The sequence below is a fragment of the Mucilaginibacter sp. 14171R-50 genome (assembly GCF_010093045.1).
GTDB lineage: Bacteria > Bacteroidota > Bacteroidia > Sphingobacteriales > Sphingobacteriaceae > Mucilaginibacter.
Window position 1 is genome coordinate 1,588,374 of sequence record NZ_CP048115.1, and the last position, 18,124, is coordinate 1,606,497.

The 18,124-nt window shown below is 45.3% G+C and carries 16 protein-coding genes; 9 read left to right on the forward strand and 7 right to left on the reverse strand.

The window, feature by feature from the left end:
* Positions 1 to 5 precede the first annotated feature (5 nt).
* Entirely contained in the window at positions 6 to 1,061 is a 1,056-nt protein-coding gene (gene pdxA / locus GWR56_RS07420; RefSeq protein ID WP_162430493.1) for a 4-hydroxythreonine-4-phosphate dehydrogenase PdxA, read from the reverse strand.
* 191 nt (positions 1,062 to 1,252) lie between these two features.
* Between pdxA and rsmA the strand changes: the two genes are divergently transcribed.
* Positions 1,253 to 2,032, forward strand: coding sequence for a 16S rRNA (adenine(1518)-N(6)/adenine(1519)-N(6))-dimethyltransferase RsmA (gene rsmA / locus GWR56_RS07425; protein WP_162430494.1), 780 nt, complete (start codon positions 1,253 to 1,255; stop codon positions 2,030 to 2,032).
* Positions 2,032 to 2,763, forward strand: coding sequence for a hypothetical protein (locus GWR56_RS07430; RefSeq protein ID WP_162430495.1), 732 nt, complete (start codon positions 2,032 to 2,034; stop codon positions 2,761 to 2,763). Before rsmA ends, GWR56_RS07430 begins: the two co-directional genes overlap by 1 nt.
* Here GWR56_RS07430 and GWR56_RS07435 read toward each other — a convergent pair.
* A complete protein-coding gene (locus tag GWR56_RS07435) occupies positions 2,760 to 3,323 on the reverse strand; it encodes a hypothetical protein (protein ID WP_162430496.1) in 564 nt (187 codons plus the stop codon). The genes GWR56_RS07430 and GWR56_RS07435 overlap by 4 nt on opposite strands.
* A 247-nt stretch (positions 3,324 to 3,570) precedes the next feature.
* Here GWR56_RS07435 and GWR56_RS07440 point away from each other — a divergent pair, with 247 nt between their 5' ends.
* The 3 genes from GWR56_RS07440 to GWR56_RS07450 all read left to right on the forward strand — a co-directional run bounded on the left by GWR56_RS07440 (position 3,571) and on the right by GWR56_RS07450 (position 5,687).
* A complete protein-coding gene (locus tag GWR56_RS07440) occupies positions 3,571 to 4,509 on the forward strand; it encodes a 2-hydroxyacid dehydrogenase (RefSeq protein ID WP_162430497.1) in 939 nt (312 codons plus the stop codon).
* 204 nt (positions 4,510 to 4,713) lie between these two features.
* On the forward strand, positions 4,714 to 5,187 hold the full coding sequence (gene greA, locus GWR56_RS07445; protein WP_162430498.1) for a transcription elongation factor GreA: 474 nt from the start codon (positions 4,714 to 4,716) through the stop codon (positions 5,185 to 5,187).
* An 89-nt stretch (positions 5,188 to 5,276) separates the two neighbouring features.
* On the forward strand, positions 5,277 to 5,687 hold the full coding sequence (locus GWR56_RS07450; protein ID WP_162430499.1) for an HIT family protein: 411 nt from the start codon (positions 5,277 to 5,279) through the stop codon (positions 5,685 to 5,687).
* 126 nt (positions 5,688 to 5,813) lie between these two features.
* Here GWR56_RS07450 and GWR56_RS07455 read toward each other — a convergent pair whose 3' ends face one another.
* Positions 5,814 to 6,680: a PfkB family carbohydrate kinase gene (locus GWR56_RS07455; protein WP_162430500.1), complete on the reverse strand. Its 867-nt coding sequence runs from the start codon at positions 6,678 to 6,680 to the stop codon at positions 5,814 to 5,816.
* Positions 6,681 to 6,823: 143 nt separating this feature from the next.
* Here GWR56_RS07455 and GWR56_RS07460 point away from each other — a divergent pair, with 143 nt between their 5' ends.
* The 3 genes from GWR56_RS07460 to GWR56_RS07470 all read left to right on the forward strand — a co-directional run bounded on the left by GWR56_RS07460 (position 6,824) and on the right by GWR56_RS07470 (position 10,488).
* A complete protein-coding gene (locus GWR56_RS07460; RefSeq protein ID WP_162430501.1) occupies positions 6,824 to 9,145 on the forward strand; it encodes a family 20 glycosylhydrolase in 2,322 nt (773 codons plus the stop codon).
* A 149-nt stretch (positions 9,146 to 9,294) separates the two neighbouring features.
* The gene (locus tag GWR56_RS07465; RefSeq protein WP_162430502.1) at positions 9,295 to 9,840 is read left to right on the forward strand and encodes a peroxiredoxin; all 546 of its coding nucleotides are present in this window, start codon (positions 9,295 to 9,297) and stop codon (positions 9,838 to 9,840) included.
* 63 nt (positions 9,841 to 9,903) lie between these two features.
* Positions 9,904 to 10,488 carry a carboxymuconolactone decarboxylase family protein gene (locus tag GWR56_RS07470; RefSeq protein WP_162430503.1) on the forward strand — a complete coding sequence of 195 codons (585 nt, stop codon included), beginning with the start codon at positions 9,904 to 9,906 and terminating at the stop codon, positions 10,486 to 10,488.
* A gap of 215 nt (positions 10,489 to 10,703) precedes the next feature.
* On the opposite strand, the gene GWR56_RS07475 is transcribed toward GWR56_RS07470, so the two are convergent.
* The 4 genes from GWR56_RS07475 to GWR56_RS07490 are packed head-to-tail and all read right to left on the reverse strand — an operon-like array spanning position 10,704 to position 15,322.
* On the reverse strand, positions 10,704 to 12,248 hold the full coding sequence (locus GWR56_RS07475; protein ID WP_162430504.1) for a DHA2 family efflux MFS transporter permease subunit: 1,545 nt from the start codon (positions 12,246 to 12,248) through the stop codon (positions 10,704 to 10,706).
* Positions 12,249 to 12,253: 5 nt separating this feature from the next.
* The gene (locus GWR56_RS07480) at positions 12,254 to 13,309 is read right to left on the reverse strand and encodes an HlyD family secretion protein (RefSeq protein WP_162430505.1); all 1,056 of its coding nucleotides are present in this window, start codon (positions 13,307 to 13,309) and stop codon (positions 12,254 to 12,256) included.
* Between the two features lie 17 nt (positions 13,310 to 13,326).
* Positions 13,327 to 14,667: a TolC family protein gene (locus GWR56_RS07485; protein ID WP_238395326.1), complete on the reverse strand. Its 1,341-nt coding sequence runs from the start codon at positions 14,665 to 14,667 to the stop codon at positions 13,327 to 13,329.
* Positions 14,668 to 14,677: 10 nt separating this feature from the next.
* Positions 14,678 to 15,322, reverse strand: coding sequence for a TetR/AcrR family transcriptional regulator (locus GWR56_RS07490; protein ID WP_162430507.1), 645 nt, complete (start codon positions 15,320 to 15,322; stop codon positions 14,678 to 14,680).
* Positions 15,323 to 15,519: 197 nt separating this feature from the next.
* Between GWR56_RS07490 and GWR56_RS07495 the strand changes: the two genes are divergently transcribed.
* Complete coding sequence (locus tag GWR56_RS07495) at positions 15,520 to 18,033, forward strand: PIG-L family deacetylase (RefSeq protein WP_162430508.1); 2,514 nt, start codon at positions 15,520 to 15,522, stop codon at positions 18,031 to 18,033.
* Positions 18,034 to 18,124 lie beyond the last annotated feature (91 nt).

Sequence of the window (18,124 nt, forward strand, 5' to 3'; positions counted from 1 at the left end):
GGCAATTAATCCCTGTCGCGGCTTAACTTAGCAAAAACAAGCGGGTTTTCGTTTAGTTCGGCAGTTTCGCGGCGATGTTTAATCAGGTGTATAGCCGTAAATAAAGCCTCGCGGAACGATACTGCAGATGCCCGGTTTTTACCGGCGATATCATATGCGGTACCATGATCGGGCGAGGTGCGCACAAAGCTCAATCCGGCTGTATAGTTCACCCCCGATTCAAAGGCTATCTGTTTAAAAGGTATCAGCCCCTGGTCGTGGTACATGGCCAGTACGGCATCAAACTGCATATAGGTACCGTTGGCAAAAAAGCCGTCGGCGGGGTATGGGCCAAAGGCCAGCACATCGTTGTTGCGGGACTCTTCAATAGCGGGGATGATGATATCTTTCTCCTCGCTGCCAATTAGTCCGTTATCACCGGCATGGGGGTTAAGGCCCAGTACGGCTATCTTAGGTTTGCGTACCCAAAAATCGTCCTGCAGGCTGGCGTTCATCAGTTTTAGCTTGTGCACAATTTTATCGGTGGTGATGCTCTCTGCGATCTTTGATACCGGGATGTGCCCCGTTACTACGCCAACGCGCAGGGTTTCGCTCACCAAAAACATCAGCGATTCGGTTTTGCTGTCGCGATGCTGTAAATACTCGGTATGGCCTGGGAAACTGAACTCCTCGTTCTGGATATTATCTTTGTTGATAGGCGCGGTTACCAAACCATCTATGTTACCCGTCAGCAGGTCGTCGGTGGCGCGCTGCAGCGATATGTAGGCATACTTTCCCCCTTCGGCGGTTACCTGTCCGGGTTCAATTTTAACATCCTCTTCCCAGCAGTTTATCATGTTGGCCTTGCGGTGCTGCGCATTGGCGGGGTGGTCTATCACGTTAAAGTTAAACTCGTTCACATCGGTAGCGCGGCGATGGAACGATGCTACCTTGGTATGTCCGTAAACAATAGGGGTACAATAGTCGTATATGCGGTTGTCGGCCAGGGTTTTAATAATGATCTCAAGTCCTATCCCGTTAATATCGCCAATACTTATTCCTATTTTAGGTTTGTCGCTCATAGTAGTATGATTTCACTGATTAGTTTAAGATCTCGCCCATTTGAAACTTAACAAACAACCAGTTATATGAAATTTTGCTTTGTGCTTTAAGCCTTTAGCTTTCCGCTCAACATGCAAATAAAAAGATTTTAAGTTTATAATTCCCGATTAAAGCACAAATATGCCTTAATTTGCTCAAATAAAAACCGATAATGACATTAGTAAGAGCAAAAAAACATTTAGGGCAACACTTTCTTACTGATAAAAACATCGCCTCCAAAATTGTTGAAAGCCTGCGCCCGGCGGGCAAATACAAGCAAGTGCTGGAGGTTGGTCCGGGTATGGGGATCCTGTCGGATTTTTTACTGCAAAAGGCCGAATACGAAACCTTTCTGATTGATATTGATACCGAATCGTACGCTTTCCTGAAAAAGAAATACCCCGCACTTGGCGACAGGCTTATAAACGACGATTTCCTGGAACTGGACTTTAAAGCCAAATTTGATAGCCAAATGGCGGTTATCGGTAACTTCCCTTATAATATATCTTCGCAGATACTTTTTAAGATACTGGACCACCGCGACCAGGTGCACGAGGTGGTAGGTATGTTCCAAAAAGAGGTGGCCGAGCGTTGTGCCGCCAAGCCAGGCAGTAAGGAGTATGGCATCCTGAGCGTTTTTTTGCAAGCCTATTATAAGGTAGAATATTTATTTACCGTGAAAGCCGGAGTTTTCAATCCCCCGCCAAAGGTGTTATCGGCGGTTATCAGGCTAACCCGCAACGAAACTGCCGAACTGGCATGCGACGAAAAACTTTTCTGGCAGGTGGTAAAGGCAGGCTTTAACCAGCGCCGCAAAACGCTGCGCAACGCGGTATCATCGCTGATAAATAAGGAAAAAATGGTGGATAATAAAACGCTCGACCTGCGGGCAGAGCGCCTGAGCGTGGCCGATTTTGTAGCGCTTACCAATGAAATTGCAATGAGCAGGTAATGAAGACGATACTATCAACTCTACTTATTGCAGTGCTCGGCATTGGATACAGCAATGCGCAGACGGTAATGAGCCGTAAAACAGTCACTACAAAAGTTGTCCCTCTTAAATATAAAGACCAAACCGACACGCTTTATTTGCCGCAAATAGCAGACAGGCTACCGCAATTACAAAAAGCGCTTTCTGAAAAAGAGCTATTGACCGGAGAAACCTTGCAGGATGTAATAAATGAATATACTGAATGCGGATGTGGAATAACATCACTGCAATATGAAGTTACCTGTTTGTATAGCGATTTGATTTCCATTAAATTAACGTACGAGACTATGGGCGCTTATCCAAGCACTAATCAGCGGTGGCTTACATTAAATCCCAATACTGGCAAAGCGATCCCGCTATCTAAAATTATTACCCCTCGCGGATTACAATTTATTAAAGCTGAGTACAAAAAGATATTGTTGAATAGGATAAGCAAAGATAGGAAGGCCTACGCAGGCGATGCCGATTACGTTGCTGTTCTTCCAAAATTGATGTCATCAGTTAATAAATTGAGTTTGGATAGCCCGCAAGTGAAATACCTGGTCACCAAAGAGGGGATATTATTATCTTCAGAAACTATTTTACCTCATGTAGCAGAATCGTTTGAACCCGACAGGAACGTTTTATTCGGCTATAACCAGCTTATGAAGTTTAAATATCTGGATGCCAAAGGCGTTTTGGGCAAGCACTAAACAACAGGTATAATCACCCGTTTATCTACCCTGTTTATTTCTTTAACCTTTTGGGCCATGCGTTTTACAAACAGGTAGTTGGCTGTACCGCCAATTACGGCGCCTACTACCGGCACTAACCTTTCGGCAGCGCGGACGCCAAAGGCAAGCAGCAGCTTTTCGGCTATTCCTTCCATAATGTTTTTGGTAACGGCGACACCCGCCTCAATCTTAAATGATGTTGCCACCAACTGCATAAATTCATCAAAGCCTACCCGGTAGCTGCCCTTAGCATAATACATAATAGCCATTGTTACCCTAAATTGCTGGGTTATCAGGTTCACAAAATCCACCGGCATCCCTACCAGCATAGTTATGATGCCGCCGCTGCCCGCAATAGCACCGCTGCCGGCTGCCATATAGGCGCATTGGTTTATAAACTTATCCAACCCGTGCTTATCAACACCTTTTTTTACGCTTAACTGGTCTATCTGGTCAAATATCTTCCTGAAACCATCCTGCGACAGCGTATCTACATAATGCTTTATATCGGTTCGTGTTTTTTTAAAAGGGATCTTCATAGATATGAGCATACTATTTACGTGCCAAGTTTGATTCTGGCTGGCGGTAATTTACTCGCCCCGACCACGCTACGCTGGTCGACCCTCTCTGTTGCGCAAAGAAGTTAAAACCCTTTCTCTTCACCCTCTTTGCGCAGCAGAGAGGATCGCGCACGAAGTGCCGCGGGGTGAGCCAACCCCGCAGAGCAGGCAATTGCGTCATGTTTAGATATATGAAATTTGTAATTTTGCCTCAAATCTTACACCATTGAAAAATAACATCCTTATTGTAGACGACCTGCACCCCGCCTTTATGGAACAGGCCGAAGGTTTTGGTTATACCTGCAATTACCAGCCTGATATGAAATTAGAAGAAGCTTTTGCCATTATAGACAATTATGATGGCCTGGCTATCCGGTCGAAGTTTCAGGTAGATAAGGCCTTTATAGACCAGGCTAAAAACCTGCGCTTTATTTGCCGGGCCGGGGCCGGTATGGATAATATTGATGAGGAGTACGCCCTGGCCCGCGGCATTAAATTAATTAACGCTCCCGAAGGGAATATGGATGCGGTTGGCGAGCACGCCGTTGGTATGCTGCTATCCCTGATGAATAATTTGAACACTGCCGATGCCGAGATACGCGCCGGCAGCTGGCGCCGGGAAGAAAACCGGGGACACGAATTAAAAGGCCGTACCGTGGGCATTATCGGCTACGGTTATATGGGCAGCAGCTTCGCCAAAAAGCTATCCGGCTTTGGGGTAGAGGTTATTGCTTATGATAAATACAAGACCGGCTTTAGCGATAAATATGCGCGCGAGGTAAGCATGGAAGAAATTGTCAAGCGCAGTGATGTGCTAAGCCTGCATATCCCCCTTACCAAAGAAACCAACGGCATGGTGGATGATGAATACTTCTTTCATTTTAAAAAACCCATATTTTTTTTGAATATGGCCCGCGGTAAGGTGGTTAAAACACAAGCGGTGCTTAACGCCATCAGGCAGGGGAAAATTATCGGTGCGGGCTTGGATGTGCTCGAGGTTGAAAAATTCCCGGCGCTGGGCGAGCAGGAATGGTTTGTGGAACTGCGCAAAAGCGGCAAAGTGATTTTAAGCCCGCATGTTGCCGGGTGGACATTTGACAGCTACCGTAAGATAAGCGAAGTAATGGCGCAGAAGCTCGGGGAGTTGGGCCTCGCGTCTTTATAGAAAAGAATGGTGCTCTCAAATTAAAAAATTTGCATATTAAAATTTAATTATACTATCTTCGTTTAATACAAAAACAAGACTATGCGGGCACCTGCCTTTGTAGTCTTGTTTTGTTTTTAAGGCCGTCACGCTCTTCTATCAAAAAGTAGGGGAGCGGTTTTTTTTGGCGGTAAACTGATAATAATTACTAATTATAATTGTGTTATGGCAGAAGTATCATACTTTACCAAGGATGGTTTAGAAAAACTAAAAGAAGAATTACAATACTTAAAAACTACAGGCCGCGCAAATATTGCAAAGGCTATAGCAGAGGCACGCGATAAAGGTGACCTATCGGAAAATGCCGAGTACGATGCCGCGAAAGAGGCACAAGGACTACACGAAACCAAAATAGCCCAGATGCAGGAAACCCTGGCAAACGCGCGCTTGCTTGATGAATCAAAACTGGATACCTCAAAGGTGTTAGCCCTATCTATAGTGAAGATAAAAAATGTGAAGAACGGCGCTACCATGACCTACCAGCTGGTGTCGGAAAGCGAAGCCGACCTTAAGGCGGGAAAAATTTCTGTAGCATCGCCTATTGCAAAAGGCCTGCTTGGTAAATCGGTTGGCGAAACCACCGAGATAACCGTACCTGCAGGTAAGATAGAATTTGAGATACTGGAAATTAGCAGGTAGTGAATGGATGATTGGGTGAGGGGTTTATAACTGCTCACCCAAACCATACAACTAACTACTCACCATTCACAAATCAACCATTCATTACCATGAGCATCTTTTCAAAAATCATAGCAGGCGAGATACCGGCCCATAAGGTTGCCGAAACCAACGAGTTTTTGGCTTTTTTAGATATCAGTCCATTAGCAGAGGGGCACGTGCTGGTTATCCCCAAAAAAGAAGTGGATTATATTTTTGACCTTGACGACGAAACCTACCTGGGTTTGCAGATGTTTGCCAAAATAGTAGCCCGCGGAATTAAGCAAGCCATCCCTTGTAAAAAGGTTGGTGTAGCCGTTATTGGGTTAGAAGTGCCGCACACGCACATCCATTTAATACCCATGAATAGGGTTGACGATATGAACTTTTCCCGCCCAAAGCTTTCACCAACGCAGGATGAACTGGCCGCTACGGCAAAAAAAATTGTTGAAGCATTAAGGGAAGTTACACATCCAAATTAACAGGGCTTGTCATGGTGAGCTTGTCGAACCGTTAACAAAGTGTTCAAGTCTTCGACAAGCTCAGACTGACAATTCCGTTGTGTCATGGTAAGCCTGGGCCAGGTTAAATCTTGAGCATCGTCTTCTTTACCTCGACATCATCGCCAAAACATCTTCTTCCGATCCCTCAAACGGGCCGGAAGTTTCAATTTTTAGTCCGGCCATGGCGGCAGCAAATTCGCCTGCTTTCTGGATATCGGCACCTTTAACGCGTTTGTACAGGTAGCCCGCCATATAAGTGTCGCCGCAGCCGGTGGCATCAACCACATCGATAGGTTTGTAGGCGGGGATCTCATAAAATACACTATCTGCATAAATAACCGAGCCCATACTGCCTAAGGTTACCACTACTTCTTTAACGCCCCACTCGGCCAGCACTTTAGCGCCTTCCTTAATATCCGCGTTGCCGGTAAGCACTTCCAGCTCATGTTCGTTTACTTTCAGTATATCAATATATTGCAAGGCCTCTCGCTTATCGGCCCAGTCAACAGCATGCACCCCTTTATCAATTACTTCGCGCAGGTAGCCCTGCGCGTCAACAGAAACATTTCCCCGGCTAAACAGGTCTTTGATCAAGCCGGTCGACATATCATCGGCCAGCAGCGGCCCTAAATGAAATATAACGGCTTCCACATCCAATATATCTTCGGCTACAAAAGCATCGGCCTTTTGTAAAACACGCTGGGTGCGGTTGTCCTGGTTGTCGCCATAAATGTTCTCAAAATAAACGGTATGGGCGCTTGGCAATACCTTTACATCAATGCCTTTATCAGTTAACGCGGTTACACTGGGCAACTCGCTATCAGCAACCGCGGTAACAAGTTTATATTTCACATCCATGTTTCGCATAGCGTTGGAGAAGTAAAACGCGGTGCCCCCGGCCATATGTTTAACAGCCCTTGGGGTAACAATTTTATCTAAGGTAATGTGGCCAATGCAGCAAATATCGTACATCTGTAAAAATTCAATTTTATAATTAGGCGGCTACAAATGTAATATTCTGCCTGTCAATTATTTGTTACATGGCTAATATAGTAAACCAGCGGTATAATAGTATTTTAGCATCTCATACCAATATCTCACACTATCTGCTTGTTATGATCATAAACCATTTACCTAAAAAAGCATTTTTAGCTTTAGCCTTTTTATTTGCTGTAATAATGCAAACCAGCGCCCAAACCCCTGGCGACGACCCGCACCTGGGTATTATCCCGGCGCCGGCATCTGTTATCAAAAATAAAGGGGTGTTTGTATTTAGCCAGCTTACACAGGTAAAGGCCGATAACCCTAAAGACAAAACCATTGCTTTTTTAAGGGATTTTTTACTGAATAACCGCCATTTTAACAACAGGTTTGGCAAGTATAACCCCAGGTCGAGATCAAACAGGGGCACTACGCTGATCCTAACAGCAAAAGGAGCCGAAAACCTGCCGACGGAGGGCTATAAACTTACCATAACGCCGCATCGCATTACTATTATAGGTAAAGGAGCGGGCTTATTTTATGGGATGCAAACATTTATGCAGCTGTTCCCCGTAACAACATCGGGCACCGAAAAGCTGCCTTGCGTGGTTATTGAAGATGCGCCGCGCTTTGGTTACAGGGGTATGATGCTTGATGTATCGCGCCACTTTTTTACCGTGCCGCAAGTTAAGCAGGTGATAGAACTGCTGGCTACGTATAAGATCAATAATTTTCACTGGCATTTGGTTGACGGGCAGGGCTGGCGGATCGAGATCAAAAAATACCCGAAGCTAACTTCGGTTGGCGCTTATCGCCAGCAAACCATGTTCGGCACCAACCGCGACTGGCCCGACAGCCTAACCTATGGCGGATATTACACCCAGGACGATATACGCGACGTGGTGAAATTTGCTGCCGACAGGTTTATAAACATAGTGCCCGAAATTGAGATGCCTGCGCATTGCGAAGCCGCTTTGCGGGCGTATCCCGAACTGAAGTGTGAACAGCCGGCCGATAGTAAGACCAATGCCCGTGCTTACAACAACCTGTTTTGCCCAACCGAAAAAACGTTCGGCTTTTTAGAGGATGTACTTACCGAAGTGATGGCGCTTTTCCCGGGCAAATACATACACATTGGCGGCGACGAGGCCAATAAGCAACCCTGGAAAGAGTCGGCTTTTGTACAAAATTTGATAAAGGAGAAAGACCTGAAAGATGAGAACGGTGTGCAAAGCTATTTTATACAACGGATGGAAAAATTCATCAACAGCAAGGGGCGCAATATTATTGGCTGGGACGAGATACTGGAAGGCGGCCTGGCGCCAAACGCTACCGTAATGAGCTGGACAGGCGAAGAAGGCGGCATAGCGGCTGCCAAACAAAAACACAACGTTATTATGACGCCGCAAACTACCGGCAACTACTTTGACCACTACCAGAGCGGTTCGCCGCAGGAGCCGGTATCGTTTGGCCGGTACGCCACGCTGGACGAGACCTATAATTACGACCCGGTATCAAAAGAACTGACACCCGAAGAGCAGCAATACATTATTGGTACCCAGGGCAACCTGTGGACGGAGTACGTGCCCACGATGGCTAAGCTGCAGTACCAGATATTCCCGCGCTTATTTGCTTTAAGCGAAGTGGCCTGGAGCCTGCCTGCCAATAAGGATTATGACAATTTTGCCAATGTGCGCCTGGCTAACCACTTTGCGCGGTTAGATGCAAAGGGGTATAACTACCGCGTACCAACAGCAATGCCGGTTATAGATACCATGGTATTTGGTCAGCGATTTATCTGGGCACCGAAAAGCGTGGTGCCGGGGGCTAAAATATACTATACCCTAAACGGCCGCGACCCGCTGGATACCGACCTGGAATATAACGGCACCCCTATTGTTTTCGCTATCCCGGCAAACGAGAAGCGCGAGTTTAAAACACGGGTTATTACGCCATCGGGCAGGCGCAGTATTGCTACAAGGGTATTGATGTACAATCGAGCGCTGCTGCCCGCCGTAAACTACACCGCTAACAAACCGGGCTTGAGCTACAAGCTGATAAAAAGCAAATTTACCACGCCCGAACAATTGGATTATGCAACCGCAAAAGACTCGGCCATAACCGACAGACTGAATGCTGAACAATTTAAAAAGGATAACCCCAGCCTTGGCATGGTTTACAATGGCTATATAAACATCCCTGCAGATGGCGCGTATAATTTCACCCAGGCATCCTACACCGATACCCAGGTATTTATCGATGGACAGCAGATCACCGAGGCTGAGCCGGCGCTGCCCCTGGCCAAAGGATACCACACCATCAAGGTGAAATATATTTATAACCAGCCTGTGTTGCAGCCCGGTGCTTACCGGATAAGGCAAACGCCGTTAAAGGTTTTTATCACCGCTCCGGGAGGTAGCAAAGAGGAGATAAATGCGGCAAATCTGTTTAATTAATTCAGATTTTTTTCAAATTTTATAATAATTTACTTCAATATCAGCGTATTATAATATAGATAAAAACTATATTATATAGATATTTGCGATGGGGCCGGGCGGGCTTTTATCCGTATATTTGTTGCATAAATTTTAATAAAATAACCATTATGTTAACGATAGGGCAAAAATTTCCCGCTTTTAGTAAAACAGCCGTAGTTTCTTTGGAAAAAGGCAAAGAGTTTGAAACCATCACCTCGGATTATCTTGAAAACGACGATAACGTTTGGACTGTAATGTTCTGGTGGCCAAAGGATTTCACTTTTGTATGCCCAACTGAGATCGCTGAGTTCAACAAAAACTTTGGTGAGTTCCGCGACCGTGATACCCGTTTAATTGGCGCGTCTACCGATAGCGAGTTTGTGCACGCTGCCTGGAGGACCCACCATGATGACCTGCGCGACCTTAAATTCCCGATGCTGGCTGATACTTCAAAATCATTAGCCGAAGACCTGGGTATTTTAGAGCCAAACGAAAAGATCGCTTACCGAGCTACTTTTATTATTGACCCTACCGGCATCATCCGCTGGGTATCTGTAAACGACCTGAGCGTAGGCCGTAATGTTAAAGAAGTTCTGCGCGTGCTTGACGGTTTGCAAACCGATGAGCTTTGCCCTTGTAACTGGGAAAAAGGCCAGGAAACTTTAACTGTATAATTTTATATCACTGAAAGGCCCTGTACCTGCAAAAGTACAGGGCCTTTTTATTAACCATATATCATGAACGAAAGCACCGAGATAATACAGGAACTGTTGCAAAGCGTTGGCCTGGAAACATCATACCGTACATCCGCCCTTACTTTATTAGAAACTGGCGAATCGCGCTATCTGCGCGATCTGAAGTTAAACTTTACCAGCACCCTTACATCTGAGCATCTTAGCCCGAAAGAATGCGCCTTGCTGGGGCTGAGCACCGCAGTTAACAATCAAAACGCGGCGCTTATTGCGTACTATACCGGGGTAGCAAAGCAAAATGAGGCTACTGACGCTGATGTGGCCGAAGCTGCAGGCTGCGCTTCGTTGCTGGCCTCAAACAATATATTTTACAGGTTCAGGCATTTTACTCAAAAGGAAAAGTACACCCAGATACCTGCACGCATACGTATGCAATTAATGATGAAGCCCGTAACCGGCAAAGAGTTTTTTGAATTGATGAGCCTTGCTATATCTGCTGTTAATGGCTGCGAGATGTGTGTAAACGCGCACGAAGATTCGTTAATAAAGTTAGGCACCACCGAGGAGCGCATATTTGATGCCGTTAGGATAGCATCATTGGTTACCGCTACCGGAAAAATTATTTTTTAAAACGGGATGATCCTTGCCGTGTTCAAAAATAATGTCAAATAAAATTTGGGTTTGTTCATTTAAAAGCCCTAATTTTAAGGCTTAACATTACTAATACCCCCTGTTATTGTAAAGATTTTATTTACTTAAGACTATAGATCCCAGGGGGATAAGAATTTTAATTGTTGATTTTTTGGAGAAGCCATTCCGCTTGTAAAAGCAGAATGGCTTTGTTTTTAATGCGCGTCGGCAACGGGTTTGAGGTTTTTGCGGAACGGCTGCAGATATAATAAGGGTATTGAGAACAGCATGATCAAGCCCGATATCCAGTAAGCATCGTCGTAAGTTAGCAGCATGGTTTGCCTGATAACCGTACCCTCAATGGCCGCATAAGCCATATGTGTGGCGTCTAAAACCGATTTGCCCTTAGCCATAAACCCGTGTACTAACTGGTTTAAACGCTCGGTAAAGGCGGGGTTGTATGGGTTTACATGTTCAATCAGCGTGCTTCGGTGATAACCCTGGCGAATGTGTATAAGCGTTGTTAATGCCGCTATACCAAACGAGCCGCCCAATTGGCGCATCATATTATTTAACCCCGATCCCTGCCCAATTTCCGGGCCTTTCAGATCGGCCATCGCCAAAGTGGTTAATGGCACAAATAGCAGGGCCATACCTACACCGCGTATAAGCAATGGTATCAGCACATCCTTCTCGCCGGTTGCCAGGGTAGAGTTGCTAAGCATCCATGTAAATACAAAGAACAGGAACATGCCCGCTGTAGCCATAAACTGTGCGGGGATACCCTTGTTAAGCATTTTACCAATAAAGGGCATCATAATTATGGTGCACAAACCACCGGGGAATAATAATTCGCCGGTTTGTTGCGCGTTAAATCCCAGCAGGTTTTGGCAAAATACCGGGAACACAAACACCGAACCATATAAACCAAATCCTAATATAAAGGAGGTAAACATCCCAACGGAAAAACTTCGGTGCCGCATTATACTAAAATTTACAATAGGGTGGTCGGTACTTAGTTCCCTCCATATAAATAGTATAATGCCAAGTATCGCAGTAATGGTTAGTACGATGATATAGTTTTTAGCAAACCAATCCTCTGATTCCCCTTTTTCTAAAATAGTTTGCAAGCTGCCCACTGCAATCGCCAATAAACCAATGCCCCACCAATCAATGGGTCTTTTTTCTTCTTTGGGCGTTTCCCTGATAAAGGTGTAGGTTAGGAACGCGGCAAGCGCGCCTACCGGTAAGTTTACATAAAATATCCACGGCCACGAGTAATTTTCGGTGATCCAGCCGCCAATAGTAGGGCCTACCGTTGGGCCTACCACCGCACCCAAACCAAAAAGGGCTGTAGCAGTACCAATTTGCTCGCGCGGCCAGGTTTCCAGTAATATGGTTTGTCCGGTTGAGATCAATCCGCCGCCGGCAATACCCTGCAGGATACGAAATATTACCAGCTCGTTGAGCGTAGTAGCGTTACCACATAAAAACGATGCTATAGTAAATATGATAATAGAAGTAAGGAAGTAACTTTTACGGCCAAAGCGCCCACCAAGCCATCCTGACATAGGCAGGATGATAACGTTTGCCACCGCATAACCGGTAACTACCCAGGCAATATCTTCCAGGGTTGCCCCAAGGTTTCCCTGAATGTGCGGTATAGCAACGTTTACAATGGTGGTATCAATCAGCTCGAGTAATGACGCCATAATCACCGTAATGGTGATTATCCATTTTTTAAAGCCAGTTTCAGCCATTTTATTTAGTCTTTTGTAATTACCGAAACATCAACGCTCATACCCGGGCGCAGTTTCGCGATATCTTCTTTACTGCCGGTTATTTTGATTTTAACAGGCACACGTTGTACAACCTTAACAAAGTTACCGGTAGCATTATCTGGTGGAAGTAACGAGAATTTAGCACCTGTGGCAGGCGAGAAATTGTACACCGTACCTTCTATTTTCAGGTCGGGGTAGGCATCTACCTTAAGGTCTACCTTTAGGCCGTTCTTAATTTTATTAAGCTGCGTTTCTTTAAAATTAGCAGTCACAAAGATGCTGTTATCGTTTACTACCGAGAACAAGGTTTGTCCTGCCTGCACCAGCTGGCCTACCTGTACATTCTTTTTAGCTACTATACCACTCGCCGGCGATTTAACATTAGCATAACTTAACTGCAGCTTGGCATAATCAATATCAACCTGCCTTTGGCTTACACCGGTATTGGTAACCTTTAACTGGCTGCGGCTGGTAGCAATTTGTTGCTGGGCTGCCCTGTATTCATCTTTTGCGGCATTGTAGGTAGCGCGTGCCACGTCAAGGTCGGCCTTAGCCTGGTCAAACTGTTGCTGGGTTATCGATCCGTCTTTTACCAGGTTGGCATAGCGCTGGTAGTCTTTCTGTACTTTTTCTAACCGGGCCGCTGCCGATGCAACCTGTGCCTTTGCGCTCGCCGAGTTTGCTGCTGTGGTAGATATTTGCGATTGATTTACATTAACGCCTGCGCTTGCGCCAACCTGGGCGGCCTGCGCCTGCTCTAATTTCACTCTTAAGTCGCGGTCGTCTATCTTAACCAGTAACTGGCCTTTGTTTACATGTGTGTTCTCTTCAAACATCAGGCTGTCAACATAGCCGCCTACACGGGCAACGACAGGGCTAATGTCGCCATCTATCTGCGCATCGTCGGTGTCAACGTGCTTGCTGAAGTATATATATTCTTTTACACCGAATATGATACCCCCTAAAAGGATCACCCCAAGTATTATAGGGAGAACTTTGTTTTTCTTTTTAGGTTGTGTTTCTTGTGTTTGGTTTGCCATCGCTTTATGTATTGTAATTATTTGTTAAGTTTTCCTGTTGATTTTAGTAATGTATAATATGCAAGCCCTGCATCAGCTTTAGCCAGTTCAAGGTTAATTTCGGCCTGGTAAAGCAGGGTTTGCGCGTCTGCACGATCTGTAGCGGTTGATATATTGCTGCGGTATTTATTTTCAAGTATGCGGTTATTCTCTGTCGCCTGATTAATAGAGGTTTGCAGCAGGGCTATCTTTTCAAGTGCCGTCTTATAGTTCTGATAGCTTTGGTTCACTTCGTTTTTGACATTATCTGTGGTAATACCCCTGTTAATGATCACCTCTTCGCGCCTTAGCTTGGCTTCGGTAACCTTGTTCTTGTTGGTCCAAAGGCTGCCAAAATCCCATCCTAAGGTTAACCCGATTGATATTGGCGTAATAAAGTTGCCGCTTTTGGGCAGCGGGTTGGCCGATACACCTACATAGTAAGCACTGCCCGATGCTGATAAGGTAGGCCTGGTATTTGCTTTTATGTTTTTGATGTCGATATCGGCAACCTGGGTACGCAGATCCATTTGTTTGAATTCGGGCCGGTTGCTCATGGCCGAATCCAGATAAGCGGACAAAGGCATTGCTGACCTTTCGGCCTCCGTAATTTGCTCAATATTTAACTGGGTGCCTTCGGGTAATCCCAATAAAATATTCATATTATAGTTAATGATACGACGATTGTTTTCCAGGTCGATGCCATTCAATTCGATGTTCGAACGCTGCAACTGAAAACGTAACACATCATTTTTGGTTACTATACCCTGGTCAAAAAAGCGTTGCGATTGCTTGATCTGGGCATCAATAGTGGCCAGATTTTGCTCAACTACCTTTTTGCTTTGTAACACCTTATACAGGTTGTAATAGGCATTAATAATACTATAAGTAATCTGGTCCCTGTCGTTCACGGCATCCAGGCGCGCAACTTCGGTAAGCAGGTTGGTCGATTCGCGTGCATACCTTAACTTATTGCCGGCCCATATTACCTGGTTTAACGATAAGGTACCTAAGTAGGCGTTAGCACTTGTAGGCAGCGTTAAAGTTTCTTCTCCCAGGTTTAACTTGTGGGCAGGTATCTGCGCCCGGTTATAGCCAAAACTGGCAGATCCGGTTGGCAACGAGCGGTCTTTAGCCTGCTGGTATTGTGACACGGCCTGGTCTATACGCGATTGCGAAAGTTTTAACACTTTGCTGTTTTCTAAGCCCAGCCTAATGGCTTCGTCGAGTGTAATTGTCCGTTCCTGGGCGGCGGCGGGGGTGGTAATCAGCAACGCCATCAGCAAAATAGCAATACTGCCCGCGGCCTTTAATGCCTTGTTTATTTTTAAAGGTTTCAAGTGTAGGTATTTAGTGGTTGTCATTTTCGTTCTGTAAGTAAGCTTTTAACAGTTTTTTTAGATAGTTTTTTAACCGGGGTTTTAGTTTTTCGTCCTGATTTTTTGCATCCATTACATCGTAACCTATAATCACCGACGATATATGCGGCGTATTTACAATATAACTTTTGGTGCCAAATACGGTCGCCACCACAAATTGCGGGTCAACATCCTTATTAAATTCGCCGCTTTTGATACCGCCGTCTATGATATCCTGCAGTACACTTACATTTTTCATAATGATGCCGGTTATCTGGTCAGTGAGCTCAGTTTTTTTTGATTTGGATATCTCGCGGTGAAGCATAACATGGAAACAGTTGTTGTTAATAACCTTCTCCACATAGCTGTCTATATATTTATCCAGTTTTTCCCACCAGCTTTTACTCTCGTCATTCCCTATGCTAAGCAACACCGATTGGAAGGTAGATATGCGGCGATCGAAAATTGCCAGAAAAACCCCTTCCTTCGAGCCGAAGTAGTAATTAAGCATCGCCATGTTTACGCCCGCCTCGCCGGATATGACACGGGTTGAGGCGCCATCATAACCTAACTCGGCAAAAACCCGTTCGGCTACGTCGAGTATGTGGTCTTTTTTATCAATTTTTTCTTTTTCCATTTCTTTTTGTCCCGCGCAAAATTAATCAAACGATTGATTAGTGAAAGTCATTTATTTGTCTGATTATGTAATTATCTGATAATCAATTTAAAAAAATTAATCAATCGATTAAACGGTAAGAATAGCAGGGTAATTATGACGGTATAATTATCGTACCAATTATTGCAACAAGTTATCTTTCAGATATATTTGTTGTTATGAAGCGCATATCGTTCACTCTTGTCTTTGTTTTAATAAGCCATTTAGTTTTTTCGCAAACAGCCCCTCAGGCAGATATCGGTTCCATCCGGCAAAATTTAAAAAAGTTGAACGTGCTGGGCAGCGTACTTTATATAGCGGCCCACCCCGATGACGAGAACACCCGCCTGCTGGCCTACCTGGCCCAGGAAAAACACTATCGTACGGGTTACCTGTCGCTCACCAGGGGAGACGGCGGGCAAAACCTGATAGGTACCGAGCAGGGCGAGTTATTGGGACTGATACGAACGCAGGAACTTTTAGCAGCCCGCCGTACGGATGGGGCAGAGCAGTTTTTTAGCAGGGCCAACGATTTCGGTTTCTCTAAAAACCCCGAAGAAACCTTAAAATTTTGGGATAAGGATAAGGTATTGGGTGATATGGTTTGGGTAATACGCAACTTTAGGCCCGACGTAATGATATGCCGTTTCCCCACAACAGGCGAGGGCGGCCATGGTAACCACACCGCATCGGCTATTTTGGCGCAGGAGGCTTTCAGTGCCGCTGCGGATCCTAAACGTTATCCCGAACAGTTAAAATACGTTGGCGTGTGGCAGGCCAAACGACTGCTATGGAACACCTTTAGCTTTGGATCGGTGAATACCACCTCGCCTGATCAGTTTAAGATAAATGTTGGCGGTTACAACCCAATATTGGGCAAAAGCTATGGCGAAATAGCTGCCGAGAGCCGTAGTAACCACAAAACCCAGGGCTTTGGCTCGGCCAGGCAGCGCGGCGATGCCTTTGAATATTTCAAGACCATTTTGGGCGATGCACCTAAAACCGACCTGATGGATGGCGTTGATGTTACCTGGGCCCGCATTCCTTTTGGCTCGTCAATTTCTGCACAACTTGCGGCAATCAGCAAAACCTTTAATGATGAGGCGCCGCAAACATCGGTACCAACACTGGTAAAGCTACTGGATGATGTAGACCAAACGGTGGCAACAAATAAAGCATTTCAGACTGTAAGACTTACCGAAGTGGCAAATTCGAGCTATGATTACTGGCACAAGCAAAAAACAAGAGAGTTAAAAGACCTGATAGCGCAATGCGCGGGTTTGTGGTTTGAGGCATACGTGCCACAGCCTGCTTATGCTTTAGGCGATACGGTTACTTCAGCAACCCAGGTTATCAACTATAGCAACATCAATATAAAACTTGAAAAGCTTAGCTATGGCGATAGTTTCTTTACATTAAAAGGTTCTGCCTTGCCACAAGGCCAGTTACAAACTATACCGTTAAAGCCTTTCGTTGCCGCGCACATTTCTCAACCATATTGGCTCGAATCACCGAATGGTATAGGTAGCTATACTATAAATGACGAGTTAAAAGTTGGTAACCCCGAAAATCCTGACGCCCCACAAGTTACATATGTGTTTAATATTGCCGGTAAAGAGATACGGTATACACGTAAATTGGTTTACAAGTATGCAGACCCTGCCCGCGGCGAGATCTATCAGCCGTTAAAAATAACCCCGCCTGTTACCGCTAACATTGCCGAGAAGGCATACGTATATAATAATACGCAACCACAACCGGTACAGATAAAATTAAAAAGCTTTACAAACACCACAGGCAGTATCAGTTTAAAACCTGTAAAGGGATGGAAGATAAGCCCGGCTAAAATTGATTTTACAGATAAAGCCAAAGGCGCAGAATGGGCAGTAACATTCAGCGTATGGCCCACTGATACTAAAACCAATACAGGGGTATTGCAGGCGGATATCATCGCCAACGGCAAAACGTTTTCGCGGGGATTGCTGGATATAAGGTACAATCACATCCCTGCTATAACTATTTTTCCGCCGGCGCAGGCCAAACTGGTGAGCATCGATTTGAAAACCGCAGGCAAAAAAATAGGGTATATAGCCGGAGCCGGTGATCTGGTGCCTGATGCGCTGCGCGAGGTGGGGTATGATGTGCACCTGCTAACCGAGAACGACATTGTTAACGCCGACCTGTCTGTTTACGACGCCATTGTAACCGGCGTACGGGCGTACAACGTAAGCGGCCGTCTTGCATATGAACAGCCCCGGCTAATGGAATATGTAAAGAATGGTGGTAATTTGGTTGTGCAATACAATAATAATAATGGCCTGGTAACCAAGCAAATTGGCCCTTATCCGTTTACGGTGGTAAACCAGCGCGTAACCGAAGAGGATGCAAAAGTAACCTTTACCGACCCGCAAAACCCTGTGCTAAACTATCCCAATAAAATAACCAATGCAGATTTTAATGACTGGATACAGGAACGCGGATTGTACTTTGTAAGCGATATCGACAGCCAATACAGCACCCCGCTGCAAATGAACGATACCGGCATGGCCCCAAACAAGGGCGCGCTGATTGTAGCAAACTTTGGTAAAGGGCGCTTTGTATATACATCGCTGGCGTTTTTCAGGGAACTGCCTGCGGGTGTGCCGGGGGCGTATCGCCTATTTATAAACTTGTTAAGTAAACCTAAGAACTGATAACCCTAAATGAGCCGGTAATGGAATAAATTGCTTAAATAAGCTGTTGATATAAAGCAATTAATCACCTACTTTTGTTGCCATAATATAA